Genomic DNA, 19,535 nt, shown 5'->3' with positions numbered 1-19,535 from the left:
ACCTTGTTTACAACCCCTGCAAAGAAAAATGCCGTTCAGACTTAACTGAACGGCATTAGACCCGTCGGGTCGCTTTTTTTGTACTGGTGCGCGCCTGCGTCAGGCAGTCCATTCCTGCACCGGATTGCAGGCGAGATAGCGCCCCGGCTCCGCAATGCCGAGCCGTGCGCGGGCGGCGTCGAGCGGCTCGTGCAACAGTCTTTCGTAGTCCTCGCCGAGCAGCCACCCGGCGCGGCGCCCCAGCCGGTAGCCCTCCAGCACGGCGCGCGCAAAGGCCAGGCGGCCGGTCACGCGCAGGCTTTTCAGCGACGCCGCGATGGCAATGAACGCCCATCCCTTGCCGCCGGTCTGCGCGTAGCTGAACGCCACCAGCGCGGCTTCGCCAAGGCTTTCGTCGGCCCGGTAGCCGGTGAGCACATGCCAGATGTCGTGGATGTCGCGGGTACGCCGGCCGAACCACATGTACGCGTCCTCGATCACCGGCTCCTGGTCGAGGTTGGAGACCTTGGCCAGCCCGTCCGCGCTGTAACCGGTCTGTTCCAGGAAAGCGCGATACGCCGCGCCGACCGTGCCCGGGGCGAAGCTCGCGACATAGGCAGGATCGGACAGGCGCTCGGCCAGTTCGATGCGCTGGTAGACCATGCGCCTGCCGTCGGGCGTGGACAGCAGGCGGCCGAAGTTGCGCGGCATCGACGGGCCGTTCAGCGCGCGCATGATGCGGAACACCTGCTCGGTGTCGTTGCCATTGGCCAGCAGCTTGCGCACGGCCCGGAACGCGGTGAAGACATCCTGCTTGTAGGGATTGGAGGCGGTCGGGGTGGTCATGGCAGGAACTCCGTGGTTCAGGCGAACTGGGCCGGGCCCGGCGCCGGCGCATGCCGCGGCGCGGCGGCGTCGCGCACAAAGTCGACACAGGTGTCGATGGCGGTCACCGGCAGCATATGCCCGCCGTCGACCAGCGTCAGCGTGGCGCCCGGCACCCTGGCGACCAGTGCTTCGCCATGCTCGGCAAAGTCGAGGATGCGGTCATCGCGCCCGTACAGCACGCTCACCGGCACGCGCAGCGATCCATAGTGCGGCAACATTGCCGGCAGGCTTCGCGCGGCACCGATCAGGTCCTCGGAAGCGGCAAGGAAATGGGAGGGCCGCAGCGCCAGCAGGCCGCCGCCGCGCGTCGGGAAGTCGAGCGGGAACGGGTCGGGACCGAACACGATATCCATGACTTCTTCACGGCGCCGTTCCGACATCGGCACCACCAGCGTCCACGCCAGCAGCCGGCGCAGCGCGCCCGGCACGGTCATCGCCTGGAAGACCGGCGAAATCGCCTTGGGCGGATGGGTGAGCGGCGCGATCAGCGCCAGGCCGCCGACGCGCTCGGGGTGATGGATGGCCAGTGCCAGCGCGATCGCGCCGCCAAGCGAGTGGCCGACCACCAGCGGCTTGTCCAGTCCAAGCTGGTCGCACAGTGCCGCGAGCGACTCGGCCTGTGCCGGCAGATCCGCAGCGGTGCCTGCCACGCGCGTCGAGTGGCCCGCGCCGGGGCGGTCGACGGCGATCACGCGGAAATGGCGCGCGAGCGGTTCGATCATGCCGTAGCCGAAATTCTCCAGTTGTCCGGACAGGCCGTGCACCAGCAGCACGGCGGGACCCTGGCCGCGCTCGACCACGTGCAGCCGCGCGCCGGGTACCTCGACAAAGCGTCCGCGCGGCGGCATTGCCGCCTCGATGCGCCGGACGGTGCGCAACGTGTGCAGCCATAGCGCGGCGCCCAGCACCACGAGCAGCCCGATCAGCAGGCCAGCGACGGTCAGGGCGATGGTCACGATTGCACCTCGTTGCCGGCAACGGCCGGCACGGTATTGGTTTCGGCAGGCTCCTGGCTGTCGCGGTGTGGCCGGCCAGCCGGGGAGGAGAAAGACGGGACATCGAACTGCAGCACGCCGTCGGCGATGCGCCCGTGCCGGATCGTCAGCATGTCTTTCAAGTAATTCTGATAGACGCGCCAGGGCTTGCGGTCGCCTTGACGGGGCAGCACGGTGGCGGCACGTTGCACATAGCCCGACGTGAAATCCAGGAACGGCGTGGGCTGCATGCCGGCCGGCGCGCGAGGCATCGCCATGCGGTGGCCATGGCGGTCCATATGGCGCAACAGGCGGCAGACGTACTCGGCGGTGAGGTCGGCCTTGAGCGTCCACGAGGCATTGGTGTAGCCGAAGGCGAGCACCAGGTTGGGCACGCCGCTCAGCATCATCCCCTTGTACGCGAACGAGTCGGCGGGGCGGCGCGGCTCGCCGTCGACGCTGACCGCGATGTCGCCCAGCATGTTCAGCTTCAGCCCAGTGGCCACGACTACGATATCTGCGGCGAGCGTCTTGCCGCCGTCCAGCACGATGCCGTCTTCGGTGAACCGTTCGATGGTATCGGTCTCCACCGTGGCACGGCCGTCGCGGATGGCGCCGAACAGGTCGCCATCGGGCACCAGGCACAGGCGCTGGTCCCATGGGTTGTAGCGCGGCGTGAGATGCGTCGCGACGTCGAAACCCGGTGCCAGCTGCGCCGCCGCCATGCCGATCAGCTTTTCCCTGGTGCGCGCGGGCCGCCGCCGCGCCAGCTGGAAGAACATCATGCCGAGCAGCACGTTCTTCCAGCGCGTGGCGCCGTAGGCCAGCCGCTCGGGCAGCAGCCTGCGCAGCTTGTGGGCGATCGCGTCTTCGGCGGGGCGCGTCACGATGTAGGTGGGCGAGCGTTGCAGCATGGTCACGTGCGCGGCGCGCTTTGCCATCTCCGGCACCAGCGTGACCGCCGTGGCGCCGCTGCCGATCACCACCACGCGTTTGCCACCGTAGTCGAGCGATTCGTCCCAGAACTGTGGATGCAGGATGCGGCCGCGGAAGCGCTCCTCGCCGTCAAAGGCCGGGCGGTGCCCCTCGGCATAGCTGTAATAGCCGGCGCAGACATAGAGCAGGCGGGTGCGCAGGCGCAGGCGGCTGTGATTTGCCGTACGCTCGGCCTCGACCGTCCAGCAGCCGGCGGCGCTGTCCCATGCGGCGCTGACGACCTTGTGGCCAAAGCGGATATGCGGCGTGATGCCGGCTTCCTCGGCGGTTTCGCGGATATAGGCCCGGATCGACGGCCCGTCGGCGATGGCCCTGGCGCCGCGCCAGGGCTTGAAGCGGTAGCCCAGCGTGTACATGTCCGAGTCGGAGCGGATGCCCGGGTAGCGGAACAGGTCCCAGGTGCCGCCGATGGCGTCGCGGGCTTCCAGGATGGCGTAGCGCTTGCCGGGGCAGCGCATCTGCAGGTGGCGCGCGGCGCCGATGCCGGACAGGCCGGCGCCTACGATCAGGACATCGAGGACGGCATCATCAGGATGGGCTGCGGTCATGTCAGGCATCCGGGGGCGAGTGGCGCTTCTGACAACATAGGTTGTCAGAAGCGATAAGACAAGGCATCTGACAATAGGGAATGTCATAATGGCGCACATGACCCCCGAGCTCACCCCCGCACGCCGCTACCGCGGCGCCGAAGCCGAAGAACGGCGCGCTCAGCGCCGGAGCCAGCTGATCGCCGCGGCGGTGCAGGTCTATGGCGAGCGCGGTTACCAGAACGCCACGGTCAAGGCCGTCTGCGAGGCCGCCGGCCTGACCGAGCGCTATTTCTACGAGTCATTCGCCAACAGCGAGGCGCTGCTGCTGGCGTCGTTCCAGGCGGTCACCCACCGCCTGCTGCAGACACTGGCGCGCGCCGGTGAGGCGGCCGGCGGCGACGGCCCCAACCGGGCGCTGGCCATGCTGCGCGCCTATTTCGGGACCTTGCAGTGCGAGCCGCGTTCGGCGCGGGTGTTCCTGGTGGAGATCCGCGGCGTCAGCAAGCTGGTCGATGGCGCGCTGGCGGATTCGCTGGGCGAATTCGGCGGCCTGCTGGCGCAGGCGCTGCTGCCGCCGGGCCGGCGGCTCGATCCGTTGCTGACCGCTGGCGTGGCGGGTGGGGTCATCCATGTCGCCCTGCGCTGGATCGGACAGGGCTATACGCCCGATGTCGAGGTGGTGGCACGCACGGCGTTGCAGCTGGCCATGGTGCTGGCGCGCGAGCCGCACTAAGGCCCGCCGCCGGGCGCTTCACAGCTGCGGCGCTTCCGTCTTTTCCCTGAATTCGCATAAAGGCTCGATCACGCAGTGCCAGCATTCCGGCTTGCGCGCCTTGCACACGTAGCGGCCGTGCAGGATCAGCCAGTGGTGCGCATCGTGCAGGAATTCATGCGGCACGCACTTGAGCAGCTTCTGCTCTACCACCTCCACGCTCTTGCCGGGCGCCAGGCCGGTGCGGTTCGCCACTCGGAAGATATGCGTATCGACCGCAATGGTGGGTTCGCCGAAAGCAGTATTGAGGACCACGTTGGCGGTCTTGCGGCCCACGCCCGGCAGCGCTTCCAGCGCTTCGCGGTCGGGCGGCACCTTGCCGCCGTGCCGCTCGACCAGGATGCGGCAGGTCTCGATCACATGCCTGGCCTTGGTCTTGTACAGGCCGATGGTCTTGATGTATTCGCTCAGCCCGGCTTCGCCGAGGTCGAGCATCTGCTGAGGCGTGTGAGCGACCGGGAACAGCCGGCGCGTGGCCTTGTTGACGCCGACGTCGGTGGCCTGCGCCGACAGCAGCACGGCAATCAGCAGCTCGAACGGCGAACTGTATTCCAGTTCAGTGGCCGGGGCCGGGTTGACTTCGCGCAGCGTCTCGAAAATGGCACGGCACTTGGCGGCGTTCATTGTTGTCGTTCCGGGTCGGGTTTGGCGTTGGGGCCGACGCCCGGCTCGGTCAGGCCGGCGCGCGCGCGGCGCGCTTCGGCGGCATCGATCTGCGCCTGGACGGCGGGGGAGACGTTTTCAATATTGCGCGGACGCGCGGCCTGCTGTTTCTGGCGGGCGCGCTCGATCGCAGCCTGGATGATGGCGCGCTTGCGTTCCTGCGCGGCGCGCTCGGCGTCGTCCTGCGGAGCTTCGGCCTGCACCGCGGCCAGCTTGGCCGCGGCCTTGGCGGCCAGGCGCGCGTCGTTTTCCTCGCGCTCGCGCACCAGCCTGGCCTGGCGCGCCAGGTAGCGCGCGTGGGCAGCGTCGGCCTGGGCCTGTGACCAGGCGTCCCAGCCGGTGCGGTCGCCGGTGACCGGGACCATGGCGATGCAGTCGACCGGGCAGGGCGCCACGCACAGGTCGCAGCCGGTACACAGTTCGGGGATCACCGTATGCATCTGCTTGGCGGCGCCGGCGATTGCATCGACCGGGCATGCCTGGATGCAAAGGGTGCATCCGATGCACAGGCGCTCGTCGATCAGCGCGACCGCGCGCGGTTGCTCGTTGCCGCGCTCCGGATCGAGCGGCATGGGTTCGACGCCAAGCGTCCCGGCCAGCCGGCGCACGCCTTCCGCGCCGCCCGGCGGGCAGCGGTTGCAGGCCGCTTCGCCGGCGGCCATGGCCTCGGCGTACGGGCGGCAGCCGTTGAATCCGCATTTGGTGCACTGAGTCTGGGGCAACAGTGCCTCGATGCGGTCGGCGAGGGATTTGACGGCGGGATTCACGACAACAGGCTGGAATTCAGGAGACAAACCGGATCAGGACAGGACTGGACGTTTATGGGGCGGCGCTATGCGTGTTTGGCGACACAACTGCCGCCCGGGAAACACCCGGCGGGACTGCGCCGGCGCACAATAATCCGGCGTAACCGTCGCCGGCGGGCCTCTTCGAGCCCTCGCGCCGCAAGGATTATCCCCGATTTCGCCGATGGACAGAAACGGCGATGATGCGCGTCGCGCAGCCGGACTGCCGCATTCCGGCGTGTGCCATAATCCGCGCAACGATCGACCTGCCATCCATGTCAACAGAGACCAAGACCAAACGCGATCCCGAAGGGACGCGCCGACGCATCCTCGCTGCGGCCACCGAGGAATTTGCCAAGGGTGGTCTGGCCGGCGCCCGCGTCGACCAGATTGCCCGGCGCGCGGAAACCAACGAACGCATGCTGTATTACTACTACGGCAGCAAGGAAGGGCTGTTCCTGGCCGTGCTGGAAAAACAGTACGCCGAATTCCGCGCCGCTGAAGAAAGGCTGCACCTGGTCGACGAAGACCCGATCGCCGGCGTGCGCGCGCTGGCCCGCTTTGTCTGGGACTGGTATTACGAGCACCCCGAGTTCATCCGCCTGATCAACAGCGAGAACCTGCACGAAGCCCGTCACCTGAAGAAATCCGCGCAGCTGCAGCAGCTGATCAACCCGGTCGTGGATGTGCTGGCCGACGTGATCCGCAGGGGCCAGCAGCAGGGCGTCTTCCGTGACAACATCGACGTGCCGCAGTTCTACCTGACGATCTCGGCGCTGGGTTACTACGTGCTGTCCAACCGCTACACCATCAGCGCCGTGACCGGGCGCGACGTGGCTTCGCAACATGAGCACGAGCGTTTTGCCGAGCTGCATTCCGAGATGCTGCTCTGCTACCTGAAGCGCTCCTGCTGTCCCGAGAGCGCGACCTGAAAGGAAACGCCCGCGATTGCGGGCGTTGTCCTGTCTGCGGCAGCGTTACTTCGCCGCGGTCTGGTGATACTTGCGGATGAAATCGCGCAGGTCCGGATAGATGTTCTCGCGCCAGCGCCGGCCCGAGAAAATCCCGTAGTGGCCGCAACGCGGCGCGGTGATGTGCTGCTTGCGGTCTTTCGGGATGCCGCTGCACAGGTCGTGCGCGGCGGCAGTCTGGCCCGCGCCCGAGATATCGTCCAGTTCGCCTTCCACCGTCATCAGCGCGGTGCCCTCGATATCCTGCGGCCGCACCGGCTTGCCATCGATGGCCCACGTGCCGTTGGCCAGGCGGAATTCCTGGAACACTTCGCGGATGGTGTCGAGGTAATAGTCGGCGGCCATGTCCAGCACCGCGTTGTACTCGTCGTAGAAGCGCACATGCGCCTCGGCGTCGTCGGCGTCGCCCTCGACCAGGCTCAGGTAATAGTCATAGTGCGAGGACAGGTGCCGGTCCGGGTTCATCGCCACGAAGCCGGCATGCTGCAGGAAGCCCGGGTACACGCGGCGGCCGTGGCCGGGGTAGTTGGCCGGCACGGTGTAGATCACGTTGTTCTCGAACCACTCGAAGGACTTGTTGGTGGCCAGCGAATTGACTGCGGTCGGGCTCTTGCGGGCATCGATCGGGCCACCCATCATGGTCATGGTGCGCGGCGTGGTCTCGCCGGCCGAGGCCAGCAGCGAGATCGCGGCCAGCACTGGCACGGTCGGCTGGCACACCGACACCACATGCAGGTTTTCGGCGCCGATATGGCGGATGAATTCCTGAATATAGTAGATGTAGTCCGACAGGTGGAAGGCACCGTCTTCGGCCGGCACCATGCGCGCGTCGATCCAGTCGGTCACGTAGACCTTGTGGTCCTGCAGCAGCGTGCGCACGGTGTCGCGCAGAAGCGTGGCGTGGTGGCCCGACAGCGGCGCGCACACCAGCACCACCGGCTCATCCTTCAGCAGCTTGATGGTTTCCGGGTCGTCGGCATAGCGCTTGAAGCGCAGCAGCTTGCAGAACGGCTTTTCCAGCACGGACTGTTCGACGATGGGGATGTCGCGGCCGTTGGAGCGCACCGACTTGATGTCGAATGCCGGCTTTTCGTATTCCTTGCCGAGCCGGTACAGCAGCTCATAGCCCGCCGCAAGCCGGGGGGCGCCGGGAACCAGCGACATCGGGCTGAGGGGATTGGTGAAAGTCTTGGCGGTCGCCTGGGCCCATGCGGTGAGCGGGTGCAGGATCGAGCGCTGGAACTCATGCAGTTGGTAGAGCATGCCGTTTCTGCCTGTCTTACTTTTGGTCACGTACCACCAAGTACTAATGTACTGACAATACACCTGGGATCGTCGCGGATTATGCCCGTTATCGAACGACCGTGCTAACGATCTTGCTTTGCAGCATATACCTTAAGGTACTTCCCTATCTGCGGAACACAATAAGGCATTCGCCTGATATTTGGATGACACTGTCCTACAAGACTGAAAACAAATGCAAAAAGCGGCCGAGGCCGCTTTTTTAATGACGCTTTGTGATGCTTGCGCCAGTTGCAACGCACTGTCACGTGTTGCCGCCCGTTGCCGCGCAGCAACGCTGGCAGCCTTACATCACCGCTGCGATCGCATCGACCACCGCATCGATGTTGCGGCTGTTCAGCGCCGCCACGCAGATGCGGCCGGTGCCGACAGCGTAGATGCCGTGTTCGTTGCGCAGGCGGTCCACCTGGGCCGAGGTCAGGCCCGAGTACGAGAACATGCCGCGCTGCGCCTTGACGAAGGAGAAGTCGCCCGGCACGCCCTTGGCGGCCAGCTTGTCCACCAGCGCATGGCGCATCAGCTTGATGCGGTCGCGCATCTCGGCCAGCTCTTCTTCCCACATGGCGCGCAGTTCCGGGCTGTTCAGCACGGTGGCGACCACGGTGCCGCCGTGCGTCGGCGGATTGGAATAGTTGGTGCGGATCACGCGCTTGACCTGCGACATCACGCGCTGGGCTTCTTCCTTGCCGGTGGTGACGATCGACAGCGCGCCCACGCGCTCGCCGTACAGCGAGAAGCTCTTCGAGAACGAGCTGGACACGAAGAACGGCAGGCCGGAGTCGGCGAACAGGCGCACGGCGGCACCGTCGGCGTCGATGCCGTCGGCGAAGCCCTGGTAGGCCATGTCCAGGAACGGGATCAGGTTGTGTTCCTTGACCAGTTCCACCACTTGCTTCCACTGCTCGGCCGACAGGTCGACGCCGGTCGGGTTGTGGCAGCAGGCGTGCAGCACGACGATGGTGTTGGCCGGGTACGACTTCAGCGATTCCACCATGCCGGCGAAGTTCAGGCCGTGGCTGGCAGCGTCGTAGTAAGCGTAGTTGACGACCGGGAAACCGGCGGCTTCAAACAGCGCGCGGTGGTTTTCCCAGCTCGGGTCGCTGATGGCGACCTTGGCGTCCGGGTACAGGCGCTTGAGGAAGTCGGCGCCGATCTTCAGCGCGCCGGTGCCGCCCAGTGCCTGGGCCGTCACCACGCGGCCTTCGGTGATCAGCGGCGATTCCTTGCCGAACAGCAGCGTCTGCACTGCCTGGTCATAGGCGGCGATGCCTTCGATCGGCAGGTAGCCACGCGGGGTGGCGGTGGTCAGACGGGCTTTTTCTGCCTCCTGGACGGCGCGCAGCAGGGGGATTTTCCCTTCGTCGGTGAAGTACACGCCAACGCCCAGGTTGACCTTGGTGGCGCGGGTGTCGGCATTGAAGGCTTCGTTGAGGCCCAGGATCGGGTCACGCGGGGCCATCTCGACGGCAGAAAACAAACTCATTTGGAATCTCGTGGTCGGCAATGAAAGAAAACGGGAAGGCGTAGAATGCTTCGGACTGCGCTGGCGGCTGGCAGGCCCCGTTCCGTTCTGGGCGGAATCGGCCCCATGCCGTTCGGGACGGGCCTGAAACGGTTTGAAGCGGGGGCTGTCAACCCCAAGATTCTAGCGTATCCGCCCGTTTTCCTGAGGTTTTTCCCTAGTCTCGCCATCACTTCTTTCGTTACTTCTTAATTACCTCTCCCGCTATTCCGCCCCCTATGTCGAACCTCGCAGAAGCCGCGCCGGCCCTGGACGAAAGCAAATTCGTCACATTTCCCGGCTCCCCGTTCCAGCTGTACCAGCCGTTCCCGCCCGCCGGGGACCAGCCGGAGGCGATCCGCCAGCTGGTGGAGGGGGTGGAGGACGGCCTCTCGTACCAGACATTGCTGGGCGTGACCGGGTCGGGCAAGACCTTCACCATGGCCAACACGATCGCCCGGCTGGGACGGCCGGCGATCGTGTTCGCGCCCAACAAGACGCTGGCGGCCCAGCTATATGCCGAGTTTCGCGAGTTCTTCCCGCGCAATGCGGTCGAGTACTTCGTCAGCTACTACGACTACTACCAGCCTGAGGCCTACGTCCCGCAGCGCGACCTGTTCATCGAGAAGGACTCGTCGATCAACGAGCATATCGAGCAGATGCGTCTGTCGGCGACCAAGAGCCTGCTGGAGCGCCGCGACACGGTGATCGTGGCGACGGTTTCTGCGATCTATGGTATCGGCAACCCGAACGAATACCACCAGATGATTCTCACTTTGCGGGCCGGCGACAAGATCAGCCAGCGCGACGTGATCGCGCGCCTGATCGCCATGCAGTACACCCGCAACGAGACCGATTTCCAGCGCGGCACGTTCCGCGTGCGCGGCGACACCATCGACATCTTCCCGGCGGAACACGCCGAGATGGCGGTGCGGCTGGAGATGTTCGACGACGAAGTGGAGTCGCTGCAGTTTTTCGATCCGCTCACCGGACGCGTGAAACAGAAGATCCCGCGCTTCACGGTCTATCCCTCGAGCCACTATGTAACGCCGCGCGAGACCGTGATGCGCGCGATCGAGGCGATCAAGGACGAGCTGCGCGACAGGCTGGAGTTCTTCCACAAGGAAAACCGCCTGGTGGAGGCGCAGCGGCTGGAGCAGCGTACCCGCTTCGATCTCGAAATGCTTTCCGAGCTGGGCTTCTGCAAGGGCATCGAGAACTATTCGCGCCACCTGTCCGGCGCTCGCCCGGGCGAGCCGCCGCCAACGCTGGTCGACTACCTGCCGTCCGATGCGCTGATGTTCCTGGACGAGTCGCACGTGCTGATCGGCCAGCTCAACGGCATGTACAACGGCGACCGCGCGCGCAAGACCACGCTGGTCGAGTACGGCTTCCGGCTGCCGTCGGCGCTGGACAACCGCCCGCTCAAGTTCGACGAATTCGAGCGCAAGATGCGCCAGGTGATGTTCGTCACGGCGACGCCAGCGCAGTTCGAGAAGGACCACGCCGGGCAGGTGGTGGAGCAAGTGGTGCGCCCGACCGGGCTGGTCGATCCGACCATCATCGTGCGTCCGGCGACCACGCAGGTGGACGACCTGCTGTCGGAAATCCACGCGCGCGTGGAGGTCAACGAGCGCGTGCTGGTGACCACGCTGACCAAGCGCATGGCCGAGCAGCTGACCGAGTTCCTGTCCGAGAACGGCGTCAAGGTGCGCTACCTGCACTCGGATATCGATACGGTGGAGCGTGTCGAGATCATCCGCGACCTGCGCCTGGGTACCTTCGACGTGCTGGTCGGCATCAACCTGTTGCGCGAGGGCCTGGATATCCCCGAAGTCTCGCTGGTGGCGATCCTGGACGCGGACAAGGAAGGCTTTCTGCGCGCCGAGCGCTCGCTGATCCAGACCATCGGCCGCGCCGCGCGCAACGTCAATGGCACCGCCATCCTGTATGCCGACCGCATGACCGACTCGATGCAGAAGGCCATCAGCGAGACCGAGCGCCGCCGCGCCAAGCAGATGGCCTTCAACGAGGCCAACGGCATCGTTCCGCGCGGCGTGGTCAAGCGCATCAAGGACATCATCGACGGCGTCTACAACGCCAGCGATGCCAGGGCCGAGCTGCAGGCAGCGCAGGAGCAGGCGCGCTACGAGGACATGAGCGAGAAGCAGGTCTCCAAGGAAATCAAGCGGCTGGAAAAGCTCATGCTCGACCATGCCCGCAACCTGGAGTTCGAGCAGGCGGCACAGGTGCGCGATCAGCTGGCCAAGCTCAAGGCGCAGGTGTTCGGCGCCAGCGGCGAGGGCGTGCTGCCGCCGGCGTGAGGTCCGGCAGTGGCGCCGGCGCGCGCCGCGGCTGGCCTATAGTGAAAAGCGTCATCACCGATCCCGGAGACGCATCATGGTGAAGCTTGGCCTGTGGGTGCCGCTGGAAGCGCGGCCCGGCAAGGAGCAGGAAGTCGGGCAGTTCCTGCGCGACGGACTGGCGCTGGTGCAGCAGGAGACCGGCACCGCAGCCTGGTTCGCGCTGCGCCTGGGGCCGTCGATGTTCGGCATCTTCGATGCCTTTGCCGATGAGTCCGCGCGCGAGGCACACCTGGCCGGCAAGGTTGCCGCCGCGCTGATGGCCCGGGCGCCGGAACTGTTCATGGGTACGCCGCCGATCCAGAAGCTGGAAGTGCTGGCGGCCAAGCTGCCGGCGTGAGCCGGGCTCAAGGAGCTGCCATGGAGCGCCAGTTCGAGTACGGGGGCTACCTGGTCGTGGCCAGCGCGGTGCCTAATGCCGTAGGGGGCTTTGCCGGGCAGATGCGCATTGCCGATGCCTTTGGCGAGCCGGCCGGGCCCACCTACGAGGCCATCGCCGGCGATGCGCCCACGCAGGAGGCGGCCGTTGCGCTGGCCGAGGCCGCGGCAATGCGGGCCATCGATGCCGGTGAGGTCAATTAGCCGCTATCCTGTCCCATTTCCCGAGGAGAAAACACAATGACCGAAGTCGGCGAGTGGAAGAAAAAGGTCTATGAAACCCACGAGGTGCAGGTCCAGGTCAAGCAACGCTCGCAAAGCGAATGGTCGTACACGGTGCGCGTCTGCCGCCCGGGGACCAATATCCGCGCCGCCGGCACGCTGACCGAGACCTCGCGCATCACCGATCATTTCAAATCCGCCGAAGCTGCCCTGGTGGCCGGGTTTGCGCACGGCGAGCGCCTGGCCAAGCAGCTCGCATAGGCCGGCCCGCCGCCACGGCGCGGGCACCGGAGGGCTTTGGCGTCCGTTCCGTGCAGGCGGCTAGAATTCTGCCTCTCGGAACCACCAGGCCCGGCGGGCAAGGGGCCTTTGAGCGCCGCCGTGCCGTGGCCGCGCCTGCGCTTTCTCCAGCCCCGCTGTCGATCGACCGATGAAGAAATACGCCATTCTGATGTGTTGCATGGGCAACATCTGCCGCTCGCCAACGGCGGAGGGGGTGCTGCGCGCCAAGCTCGCCGTGGCCGGGCTGGAGCAGCTGGTCGAACTGGACTCGGCCGGCACCCATGAGTACCACCTGGGCCGTGCGCCCGATCCACGCACCCAGCGCGCCGCGCTGCGCCGCGGTTACGACCTGTCGGCGCTGCGCGCCCGCAAGGTCGGCCTGCCTGACTTCGACCGCTTCGACCTGATCCTGGCGATGGACCGCGAAAACCTCGCCGGCCTGTCCCGGCTGCATCCCGGCGCCGGTGACAAGCTTCGCCTGCTGATGAGCTTCGCCACTTGCCACGATGCCGAAGAAGTGCCCGATCCGTACTACGGCGAGGGCGACGGCTTCGAGCGCGTGCTCGACTATGTCGAGGATGCCTGCGATGGGCTGGTCGCGATGCTGCGCCAGCGCCTGCAGGCCGCCGCCGGTTGAGCCGGCACGGGCGCGGGTCATGCCGCCGCGTGCGGCAAGCCCGGCGAGGGCTGCCGGGAGGAGGGCGCGGGGTTTGATGCGCTGCGGCAGGGTAGTTGACTGAATTAGTCGGGTACCTTTATACTTGACGGAAACGATCAAGTATTCGCTTTACCCCCCAGAGCCCTGCACCATGAGACTGACCACCAAAGGCCGCTTCGCGGTCACTGCGATGATCGACCTGGCCATGCGCCAGGATCAGGGACCGGTGACGCTCGCCGGCATCAGCCAGCGCCAGAAGATCTCGCTGTCCTACCTGGAACAGCTGTTCGGCAAGCTGCGCCGGCATGAGATCGTCGAAAGCGTGCGCGGCCCGGGCGGTGGCTACAGCCTGGCGCGCAAGGCCGAAGACGTCACGGTGGCGGACATCATCATCGCCGTCGACGAGCCGCTGGACGCCACCCAGTGCGGCGGAAAGGGTAATTGTAACGGAGATGACGGCTCCGGGCGTTGCATGACCCACGAACTGTGGGCAACGCTGAACCAGAAGATGGTCGAGTACCTCGACTCCGTCTCCCTCAAGAACCTGGTCGACCAGCAGCGTGCCCGCCAACCCGCGGTGCTGCACGACATGCGCGAGGAAGCCGCGCAGCCGGCCGCCGCCGCCGCGCGCGGCAAGGCCGACAAGCAGGAAAAGCCGGTCCGGGCGAGGGTGGTGAATTCAGTATTCAGCCTGGCGCAGTCCTGAGCGTCTACCAACGCACGCGGCAGGCAACGACAGTAATCAGCGATACAGCGGTCCCTAAAAGGCAGTCATAACGATGAGCACCCCACATTTCCCCATCTACATGGATTACTCGGCCACCACGCCGGTGGACCCGCGCGTGGCGGACAAGATGATTCCGTACCTGCGCGAGCAGTTCGGCAACCCCGCCTCGCGCAGCCATGCGTACGGCTGGGACGCGGAGCGCGCGGTGGAAGAAGCGCGTGAGCAGGTCGCCGCACTGGTCGGCGCCGACCCGCGCGAGATCGTGTGGACGTCGGGTGCGACCGAATCGGACAACCTGGCGATCAAGGGTGCCGCGAACTTCTATTCGGGCAAGGGCAAGCACATCATCACCGTGAAGACCGAGCACAAGGCCGTGCTCGACACCACGCGCGAACTGGAGCGCCAGGGCTTCGAGGTGACCTACCTGGACGTGAAGGAAAACGGCCTGCTCGACATGGACGTGTTCAAGCAGGCACTGCGCCCGGACACGATCCTGGTGTCGGTGATGCTGGTCAACAACGAGATCGGCGTAATCCAGGACGTGGAGCAGATCGGCGAGATCTGCCGCGAGAAGGGCATCATCTTCCACTGCGACGCCGCACAGGCGACCGGCAAGGTGGCGATCGACCTGAACAAGCTGAAGTGCGACCTGATGTCGTTCTCGGCCCACAAGACCTATGGCCCCAAGGGCATCGGCGCGCTGTACGTGCGCCGCAAGCCGCGCGTGCGCATCGAGGCGCAGATGCACGGCGGCGGCCATGAGCGCGGCATGCGCTCGGGCACGCTGGCCCCGCACCAGATCGTCGGCATGGGCGAAGCCTTCCGCATCGCCCGCGAGGAAATGGCCACCGAGAACGAACGCATCCGCATGCTGCGCGACCGCCTCTGGAACGGCCTGTCGGACATGGAAGAGGTCTACCTGAACGGCGACCTGGAACACCGTGTGCCGCACAACCTGAACGTCAGCTTCAACTTCGTCGAGGGCGAGTCGCTGATCATGGCGATCAAGGACGTGGCGGTGTCGTCGGGCTCCGCCTGCACCTCGGCCTCGCTGGAGCCGTCGTACGTGCTGCGCGCGCTGGGCCGCAACGATGAGCTGGCGCACAGCTCGATCCGCTTCACGGTCGGCCGCTTCACCACCGAGCAGGAGATCGACTTCACTGTCGAGCTGCTCAAGTCGAAGATCGGCAAGCTGCGCGACCTGTCGCCGCTGTGGGAAATGTTCAAGGACGGCGTCGACCTGAATTCGATCCAGTGGGCCGCGCACTGAGCGCCCGACGGATCAGAAAAAATTACAGCAAGACCCCCCGCAAAAGATACGCAAGAGGTAAGCAAAATGTCATACAGCACGAAGGTTCTCGACCACTATGAAAACCCCCGCAACGTCGGTTCGTTCGACAAGAACGACGATGCGGTCGGCACCGGCATGGTCGGCGCCCCGGCTTGCGGCGACGTGATGAAGCTGCAGATCAAGGTCAACGAGGCTGGCGTGATCGAAGACGCCAAGTTCAAGACCTATGGCTGCGGCTCGGCCATCGCCTCGTCGTCGCTGGTGACCGAGTGGGTCAAGGGCAAGACCGTGGACCAGGCGCTGGAGATCAAGAACACCCAGATCGCCGAGGAACTGGCGCTGCCGCCGGTGAAGATCCACTGCTCGATCCTGGCTGAAGACGCGATCAAGGCCGCTGTCGAAGACTACAAGAAGAAGCACGGCGCCGAGCAGAAGGCCGCCTGATCCTGTCGATCGACAAGCGAAGCACGAAGGAAGACGCAACGATGATCACGATGACCGAGAAGGCGGCCAAGCACGTCGCCCGCTACCTGGAACGCCGCGGCAAGGGCGTGGGCCTGCGCCTGGGCGTGAAGACCACCGGCTGCTCGGGCCTGGCCTACAAGCTGGAGTATGTGGACGAGCTGCTGCCGGAAGACGCGGTGTTCGAGTCGCACGGCATCAAGGTCATCGTCGACGCCAAGAGCCTGCCGTATATCGACGGCACCGAGCTCGACTATGCGCGCGAAGGGTTGAATGAAGGGTTCCGCTTCAACAACCCCAACGTCAAGGACGAGTGCGGCTGCGGCGAGTCCTTCACGGTCTGAGCAGCACATCGCGGTAGCGTCGGTGGAGCGCAGCATCACCGGGTTCCACCGGGACGAGGAAGGCCACTGGGTGGCCGAACTCGATTGCGGCCATGGCCAGCACGTCCGGCACGATCCGCCGTGGCAGTTGCGGCCGTGGACGCAGAGCGTGCAGGGCCGCGCCGGCATGATCGGCACGCGGGTGAACTGCCTGAAGTGCGACCGCAATGAAGCGCCGGCGGAGTGGGCGCTGGCGCGGGCCAGCCAGCCTGCCGGCCGGTGATGGCGGCGAATGGACGAAGGGGCGGCGCGGCCGCTCTTTTTTCTTGGGGAAGCAGTTGAAAGACGATTTTTTTGCGCTGTTCGGCCTGCCGGCACAGTTCGGCGTCGACGAGGCCGCGCTGGACGCGGCCTATCGCACCGTGCAGTCGCAGGCGCACCCGGACCGCTTCGCCAACGCCGGCGATGCCGAGCGCCGCGTGGCCATGCAGTGGGCCGCGCATGCCAACGAAGCGTACCGCACGCTGCGCCAGCCGCTGCGCCGCGCGACCTACCTGCTGAAGCTGCGCGGCGTCGACGTGCAGGCGGAGAACAACACCGCCATGTCGCCCGCCTTCCTGATGCAGCAGATGGAGTGGCGTGAAGCACTGCAGGAAGCGGTGGAAGCGCGCGACGTGGACCGCCTCGATGCGCTGCTGCGCGAGCTGCGCCGGGAAAAGCGCGAGCGCCACGCCGCAATGGGCGCGCTGCTCGACGCCGGCGACAACGAAGCCGCCGGTGGCGCGGTCCGCCAGCTGATGTTTATCGAGAAGATCGAGCACGATACCAGCGAGGCTATCGACCGGCTGGAAGACTGACCGGCACGATTGCCGGGGCCGTGACACAATGGCGCCCGGCTTGAAAACCGCACCCATGCCGCCCGCATGGCGGTTTCCCCTGCCGTACAAGACAGCGAAGAATTACCATGGCACTGCTCCAGATTTCCGAACCCGGCATGTCGCCGGCGCCCCACCAACGCCGCCTGGCCGTCGGCATCGACCTCGGCACCACCAACTCGCTGGTGGCCGCGGTACGCAGCAGCATCCCCGAGGTGCTGGGCGACGAGCGCGGCCGCGCGCTGCTGCCTTCGGTCGTGCGCTACCTGCCGGACCGTACCGCGCATATCGGCTACCGGGCCCAGGACGAAGCGGTGCGCGATCCCAAGAACACCATCGTCTCGGTCAAGCGTTTCATGGGCCGCGGCCTGCGCGACGTGGCCAATATCGAGCACAGCCCGTACGATTTCGTCGATGCGCCGGGCATGGTGCAGATCAAGACCGCCGCGGGCGTGAAAAGCCCGGTGGAAATCTCGGCCGAGATCCTGGCCACGCTGCGCCAGCGTGCCGAAGACACGCTGGGCGACGACCTGGTCGGTGCGGTCATCACCGTGCCGGCCTATTTCGATGAGGCACAGCGCCAGGCGACCAAGGACGCCGCGCGCCTGGCCGGCCTGGAAGTGCTGCGCCTGCTGAACGAGCCCACCGCCGCGGCCATTGCCTATGGCCTCGACAACGCCGCCGAAGGCGTCTACGCGGTCTATGACCTGGGCGGCGGCACCTTCGATATCTCGGTGCTCAAGCTCACGCGCGGCGTGTTCGAAGTGATGGCCACCGGCGGCGATTCCGCGCTGGGCGGCGATGACTTCGACCAGCGGCTGCTGTGCTGGATCGTCGAGCAGGCCAGCCTGCAGCCGCTGTCGGCGCAGGACATGCGCCTGCTGATGGTGCGCGCGCGCGCCGCCAAGGAAGCCCTGTCGGAAGCGGACAGCACCGTGATCGACGCAGTGCTCGACTCCGGCGAGATCGTCCACCTGACGCTGACCGACGAGACCTTCGAGAAGATCACCGCCAATCTGGTGCAGAAGACACTGGCACCGGTGCGCAAGGCGCTGCGCGACGCCGGCGTGACGCCCGACGACGTCAAGGGCGTGGTGCTGGTCGGTGGCGCCACGCGCATGCCGTCGATCCGCAAGGCGGTCGGCGACTACTTCGGCCAGACCCCGCTGACCAATCTCGACCCCGACCGCGTGGTGGCGCTGGGCGCCGCGATGCAGGCCAACCTGCTGGCCGGCAACCATGCGCCGGGCGAAGACTGGCTGCTGCTCGACGTGATCCCGCTGTCGCTGGGCGTCGAGACCATGGGCGGGCTGGTCGAGAAGATCATCCCGCGCAACAGCACCATCCCGGTGGCGCGTGCGCAGGAGTTCACCACCTTCAAGGACGGCCAGACTGCGATGGCGATCCACGTGCTGCAGGGCGAGCGCGAGCTGGCCAGTGACTGCCGCTCGCTGGCGCGCTTCGAGCTGCGCGGCATCCCGCCGATGGTGGCTGGCGCGGCGCGCATCCGCGTGACCTACCAGGTCGACGCCGACGGCCTGCTGTCGGTGACCGCGCGCGAGACGCATTCGGGCGTGGAAGCCTCGGTGACGGTCAAGCCGTCGTACGGGCTGGCCGACGACGATATCGCGCGCATGCTGCAGGACAGCTTCCGCGAAGCCGAGCACGACATGAAGAGCCGTGCGCTGGCCGAGGAACGTGTCGAGGCCGACCGCCTGGTCGAGGCCACCGAGCGTGCGCTGCAGACCGATGGCGACTTGCTGTCGGCCGAGGAGCGCGCACAGGTCGAAGCGCTGATCGCCGGCGTGCGCGAGATCGCCAGGGGTGAAGATCACCTGGCGATCCGCGCCACGGTGGAAAAACTGTCGCACGGCACCGATGAATTCGCCGCCCGCCGCATGGACCGCTCGATCAAGAGCGCGCTGGCCGGGCGCAAGGTACAGGAACTGGGCTGATCACCGCGCCTGCACCGCACTACAGAACCCAGGAAACGACATGCCACAGATCATTGTTTTGCCCCACGTCGAATACTGCCCGGAAGGGAAGGTGATCGAAGCCGAGAAGGGCGTCAGCGTCCTCGACTCGCTGCTTTCCCACGGTATCGAGCTCGAGCACGCGTGCGAGAAATCCTGTGCCTGCACCACTTGCCACGTGATCGTGCGCGAAGGCTTCGATTCGCTCAACGAGGCCGAGGAGAAGGAAGAGGACCTGCTCGACAAGGCCTGGGGCCTGGAGCCGAATTCGCGCCTGTCTTGCCAGGCCATCGTCGACGAGGAAGACCTGACCGTCGAGATTCCCAAGTACACCATCAACCACGCCAAGGAAGGCCACTGAGCCGCCGGCACAGATCTCAGCGGAGAACGAACCCATGAAGTGGACCGATACCTACGATATCGCCGCCGCGCTGTACGACAAGTATCCTGACGTCGACCCGGCCGGCGTGCGCTTTACCGACCTGCGCAGCTGGGTGCTGGAGCTCGACGGCTTCGCCGACGATCCGGCGCGTTCGGGCGAGAAGATCCTGGAGGCGATCCAGCAAGCTTGGATCCAGGAAGCGGAATAAGCTCTCGGTATCGGAATGAAGCAGAAAGGC

At 66.1% G+C, this 19,535-nt stretch carries 23 protein-coding genes; 16 read left to right on the top strand and 7 right to left on the bottom strand.

Going from position 1 to position 19,535, the window contains the following annotated elements; translation table 11 throughout:
• Positions 1 to 99 precede the first annotated feature (99 nt).
• The 3 genes from IPF36_RS19670 to IPF36_RS19660 are packed head-to-tail and all read right to left on the bottom strand — an operon-like array spanning position 100 to position 3,385.
• The gene (locus tag IPF36_RS19670; RefSeq protein ID WP_195429652.1) at positions 100 to 825 is read right to left on the bottom strand and encodes a Coq4 family protein; all 726 of its coding nucleotides are present in this window, start codon (positions 823 to 825) and stop codon (positions 100 to 102) included.
• Positions 826 to 842: 17 nt separating this feature from the next.
• Entirely contained in the window at positions 843 to 1,823 is a 981-nt protein-coding gene (locus IPF36_RS19665) for an alpha/beta fold hydrolase (RefSeq protein WP_135704928.1), read from the bottom strand.
• Positions 1,820 to 3,385, bottom strand: coding sequence for an NAD(P)/FAD-dependent oxidoreductase (locus IPF36_RS19660; protein WP_195429650.1), 1,566 nt, complete (start codon positions 3,383 to 3,385; stop codon positions 1,820 to 1,822). The genes IPF36_RS19665 and IPF36_RS19660 overlap by 4 nt, the downstream gene beginning before the upstream one ends.
• Before the next feature lie 88 nt (positions 3,386 to 3,473).
• Between IPF36_RS19660 and IPF36_RS19655 the strand changes: the two genes are divergently transcribed.
• Positions 3,474 to 4,100 carry a TetR/AcrR family transcriptional regulator gene (locus IPF36_RS19655; protein ID WP_135704930.1) on the top strand — a complete coding sequence of 209 codons (627 nt, stop codon included), beginning with the start codon at positions 3,474 to 3,476 and terminating at the stop codon, positions 4,098 to 4,100.
• 18 nt (positions 4,101 to 4,118) lie between these two features.
• Here the strand turns inward: IPF36_RS19655 and nth are convergent, their stop codons facing one another.
• Together nth and rsxB are read right to left on the bottom strand one after the other, a co-directional pair.
• Entirely contained in the window at positions 4,119 to 4,763 is a 645-nt protein-coding gene (nth, locus tag IPF36_RS19650; RefSeq protein WP_195429648.1) for an endonuclease III, read from the bottom strand.
• Entirely contained in the window at positions 4,760 to 5,569 is an 810-nt protein-coding gene (gene rsxB / locus IPF36_RS19645) for an electron transport complex subunit RsxB (protein WP_195429646.1), read from the bottom strand. Before rsxB ends, nth begins: the two co-directional genes overlap by 4 nt.
• A gap of 293 nt (positions 5,570 to 5,862) precedes the next feature.
• Between rsxB and IPF36_RS19640 the strand changes: the two genes are divergently transcribed.
• A complete protein-coding gene (locus tag IPF36_RS19640; protein WP_133097595.1) occupies positions 5,863 to 6,519 on the top strand; it encodes a TetR family transcriptional regulator in 657 nt (218 codons plus the stop codon).
• 45 nt (positions 6,520 to 6,564) lie between these two features.
• Here the strand turns inward: IPF36_RS19640 and IPF36_RS19635 are convergent, their stop codons facing one another.
• Both IPF36_RS19635 and IPF36_RS19630 read right to left on the bottom strand, forming a co-directional pair.
• Entirely contained in the window at positions 6,565 to 7,821 is a 1,257-nt protein-coding gene (locus IPF36_RS19635) for a polyhydroxyalkanoate depolymerase (protein ID WP_133097594.1), read from the bottom strand.
• Positions 7,822 to 8,146: 325 nt separating this feature from the next.
• Positions 8,147 to 9,343, bottom strand: coding sequence for an amino acid aminotransferase (locus IPF36_RS19630; protein ID WP_135704932.1), 1,197 nt, complete (start codon positions 9,341 to 9,343; stop codon positions 8,147 to 8,149).
• A gap of 257 nt (positions 9,344 to 9,600) precedes the next feature.
• Here IPF36_RS19630 and uvrB point away from each other — a divergent pair, with 257 nt between their 5' ends.
• From uvrB to iscX, 14 genes are all read left to right on the top strand, one after another.
• Positions 9,601 to 11,685, top strand: coding sequence for an excinuclease ABC subunit UvrB (uvrB, locus tag IPF36_RS19625; RefSeq protein WP_135704933.1), 2,085 nt, complete (start codon positions 9,601 to 9,603; stop codon positions 11,683 to 11,685).
• Positions 11,686 to 11,761: 76 nt separating this feature from the next.
• Complete coding sequence (locus tag IPF36_RS19620; protein ID WP_133097591.1) at positions 11,762 to 12,064, top strand: putative quinol monooxygenase; 303 nt, start codon at positions 11,762 to 11,764, stop codon at positions 12,062 to 12,064.
• A gap of 20 nt (positions 12,065 to 12,084) precedes the next feature.
• Entirely contained in the window at positions 12,085 to 12,306 is a 222-nt protein-coding gene (locus IPF36_RS19615; protein WP_195429644.1) for a hypothetical protein, read from the top strand.
• Between the two features lie 36 nt (positions 12,307 to 12,342).
• Positions 12,343 to 12,585, top strand: a complete 243-nt coding sequence (locus IPF36_RS19610; protein ID WP_133097590.1) for a hypothetical protein — start codon at positions 12,343 to 12,345, stop codon at positions 12,583 to 12,585.
• 169 nt (positions 12,586 to 12,754) lie between these two features.
• Positions 12,755 to 13,243 (top strand): low molecular weight protein-tyrosine-phosphatase, encoded by a 489-nt coding sequence (locus tag IPF36_RS19605; RefSeq protein WP_133097589.1) that lies wholly within the window; start codon positions 12,755 to 12,757, stop codon positions 13,241 to 13,243.
• 172 nt (positions 13,244 to 13,415) lie between these two features.
• Positions 13,416 to 13,970 (top strand): Fe-S cluster assembly transcriptional regulator IscR, encoded by a 555-nt coding sequence (gene iscR / locus IPF36_RS19600; RefSeq protein WP_063238406.1) that lies wholly within the window; start codon positions 13,416 to 13,418, stop codon positions 13,968 to 13,970.
• Between the two features lie 67 nt (positions 13,971 to 14,037).
• Complete coding sequence (locus IPF36_RS19595) at positions 14,038 to 15,261, top strand: IscS subfamily cysteine desulfurase (protein WP_276609610.1); 1,224 nt, start codon at positions 14,038 to 14,040, stop codon at positions 15,259 to 15,261.
• 66 nt (positions 15,262 to 15,327) lie between these two features.
• A complete protein-coding gene (gene iscU, locus IPF36_RS19590) occupies positions 15,328 to 15,726 on the top strand; it encodes a Fe-S cluster assembly scaffold IscU (protein WP_010809025.1) in 399 nt (132 codons plus the stop codon).
• Between the two features lie 41 nt (positions 15,727 to 15,767).
• The gene (gene iscA, locus IPF36_RS19585) at positions 15,768 to 16,088 is read left to right on the top strand and encodes an iron-sulfur cluster assembly protein IscA (protein ID WP_010809024.1); all 321 of its coding nucleotides are present in this window, start codon (positions 15,768 to 15,770) and stop codon (positions 16,086 to 16,088) included.
• Positions 16,089 to 16,110: 22 nt separating this feature from the next.
• Positions 16,111 to 16,350: a DUF3565 domain-containing protein gene (locus tag IPF36_RS19580; protein ID WP_135704934.1), complete on the top strand. Its 240-nt coding sequence runs from the start codon at positions 16,111 to 16,113 to the stop codon at positions 16,348 to 16,350.
• Between the two features lie 55 nt (positions 16,351 to 16,405).
• The gene (hscB, locus tag IPF36_RS19575) at positions 16,406 to 16,924 is read left to right on the top strand and encodes a Fe-S protein assembly co-chaperone HscB (RefSeq protein WP_133097585.1); all 519 of its coding nucleotides are present in this window, start codon (positions 16,406 to 16,408) and stop codon (positions 16,922 to 16,924) included.
• 107 nt (positions 16,925 to 17,031) lie between these two features.
• Positions 17,032 to 18,897 carry a Fe-S protein assembly chaperone HscA gene (hscA, locus tag IPF36_RS19570; protein ID WP_133097584.1) on the top strand — a complete coding sequence of 622 codons (1,866 nt, stop codon included), beginning with the start codon at positions 17,032 to 17,034 and terminating at the stop codon, positions 18,895 to 18,897.
• A 40-nt stretch (positions 18,898 to 18,937) separates the two neighbouring features.
• Positions 18,938 to 19,276: an ISC system 2Fe-2S type ferredoxin gene (gene fdx, locus IPF36_RS19565; RefSeq protein WP_111519648.1), complete on the top strand. Its 339-nt coding sequence runs from the start codon at positions 18,938 to 18,940 to the stop codon at positions 19,274 to 19,276.
• A gap of 34 nt (positions 19,277 to 19,310) precedes the next feature.
• Positions 19,311 to 19,505, top strand: a complete 195-nt coding sequence (iscX, locus tag IPF36_RS19560) for a Fe-S cluster assembly protein IscX (protein ID WP_133097583.1) — start codon at positions 19,311 to 19,313, stop codon at positions 19,503 to 19,505.
• Positions 19,506 to 19,535 lie beyond the last annotated feature (30 nt).

The organism is Cupriavidus sp. IK-TO18, assembly GCF_015549295.1.
GTDB lineage: Bacteria > Pseudomonadota > Gammaproteobacteria > Burkholderiales > Burkholderiaceae > Cupriavidus > Cupriavidus oxalaticus_A.
Note: the sequence above shows the minus strand (reverse complement) of the source record. Positions and strands in the feature narration are given on the sequence as shown.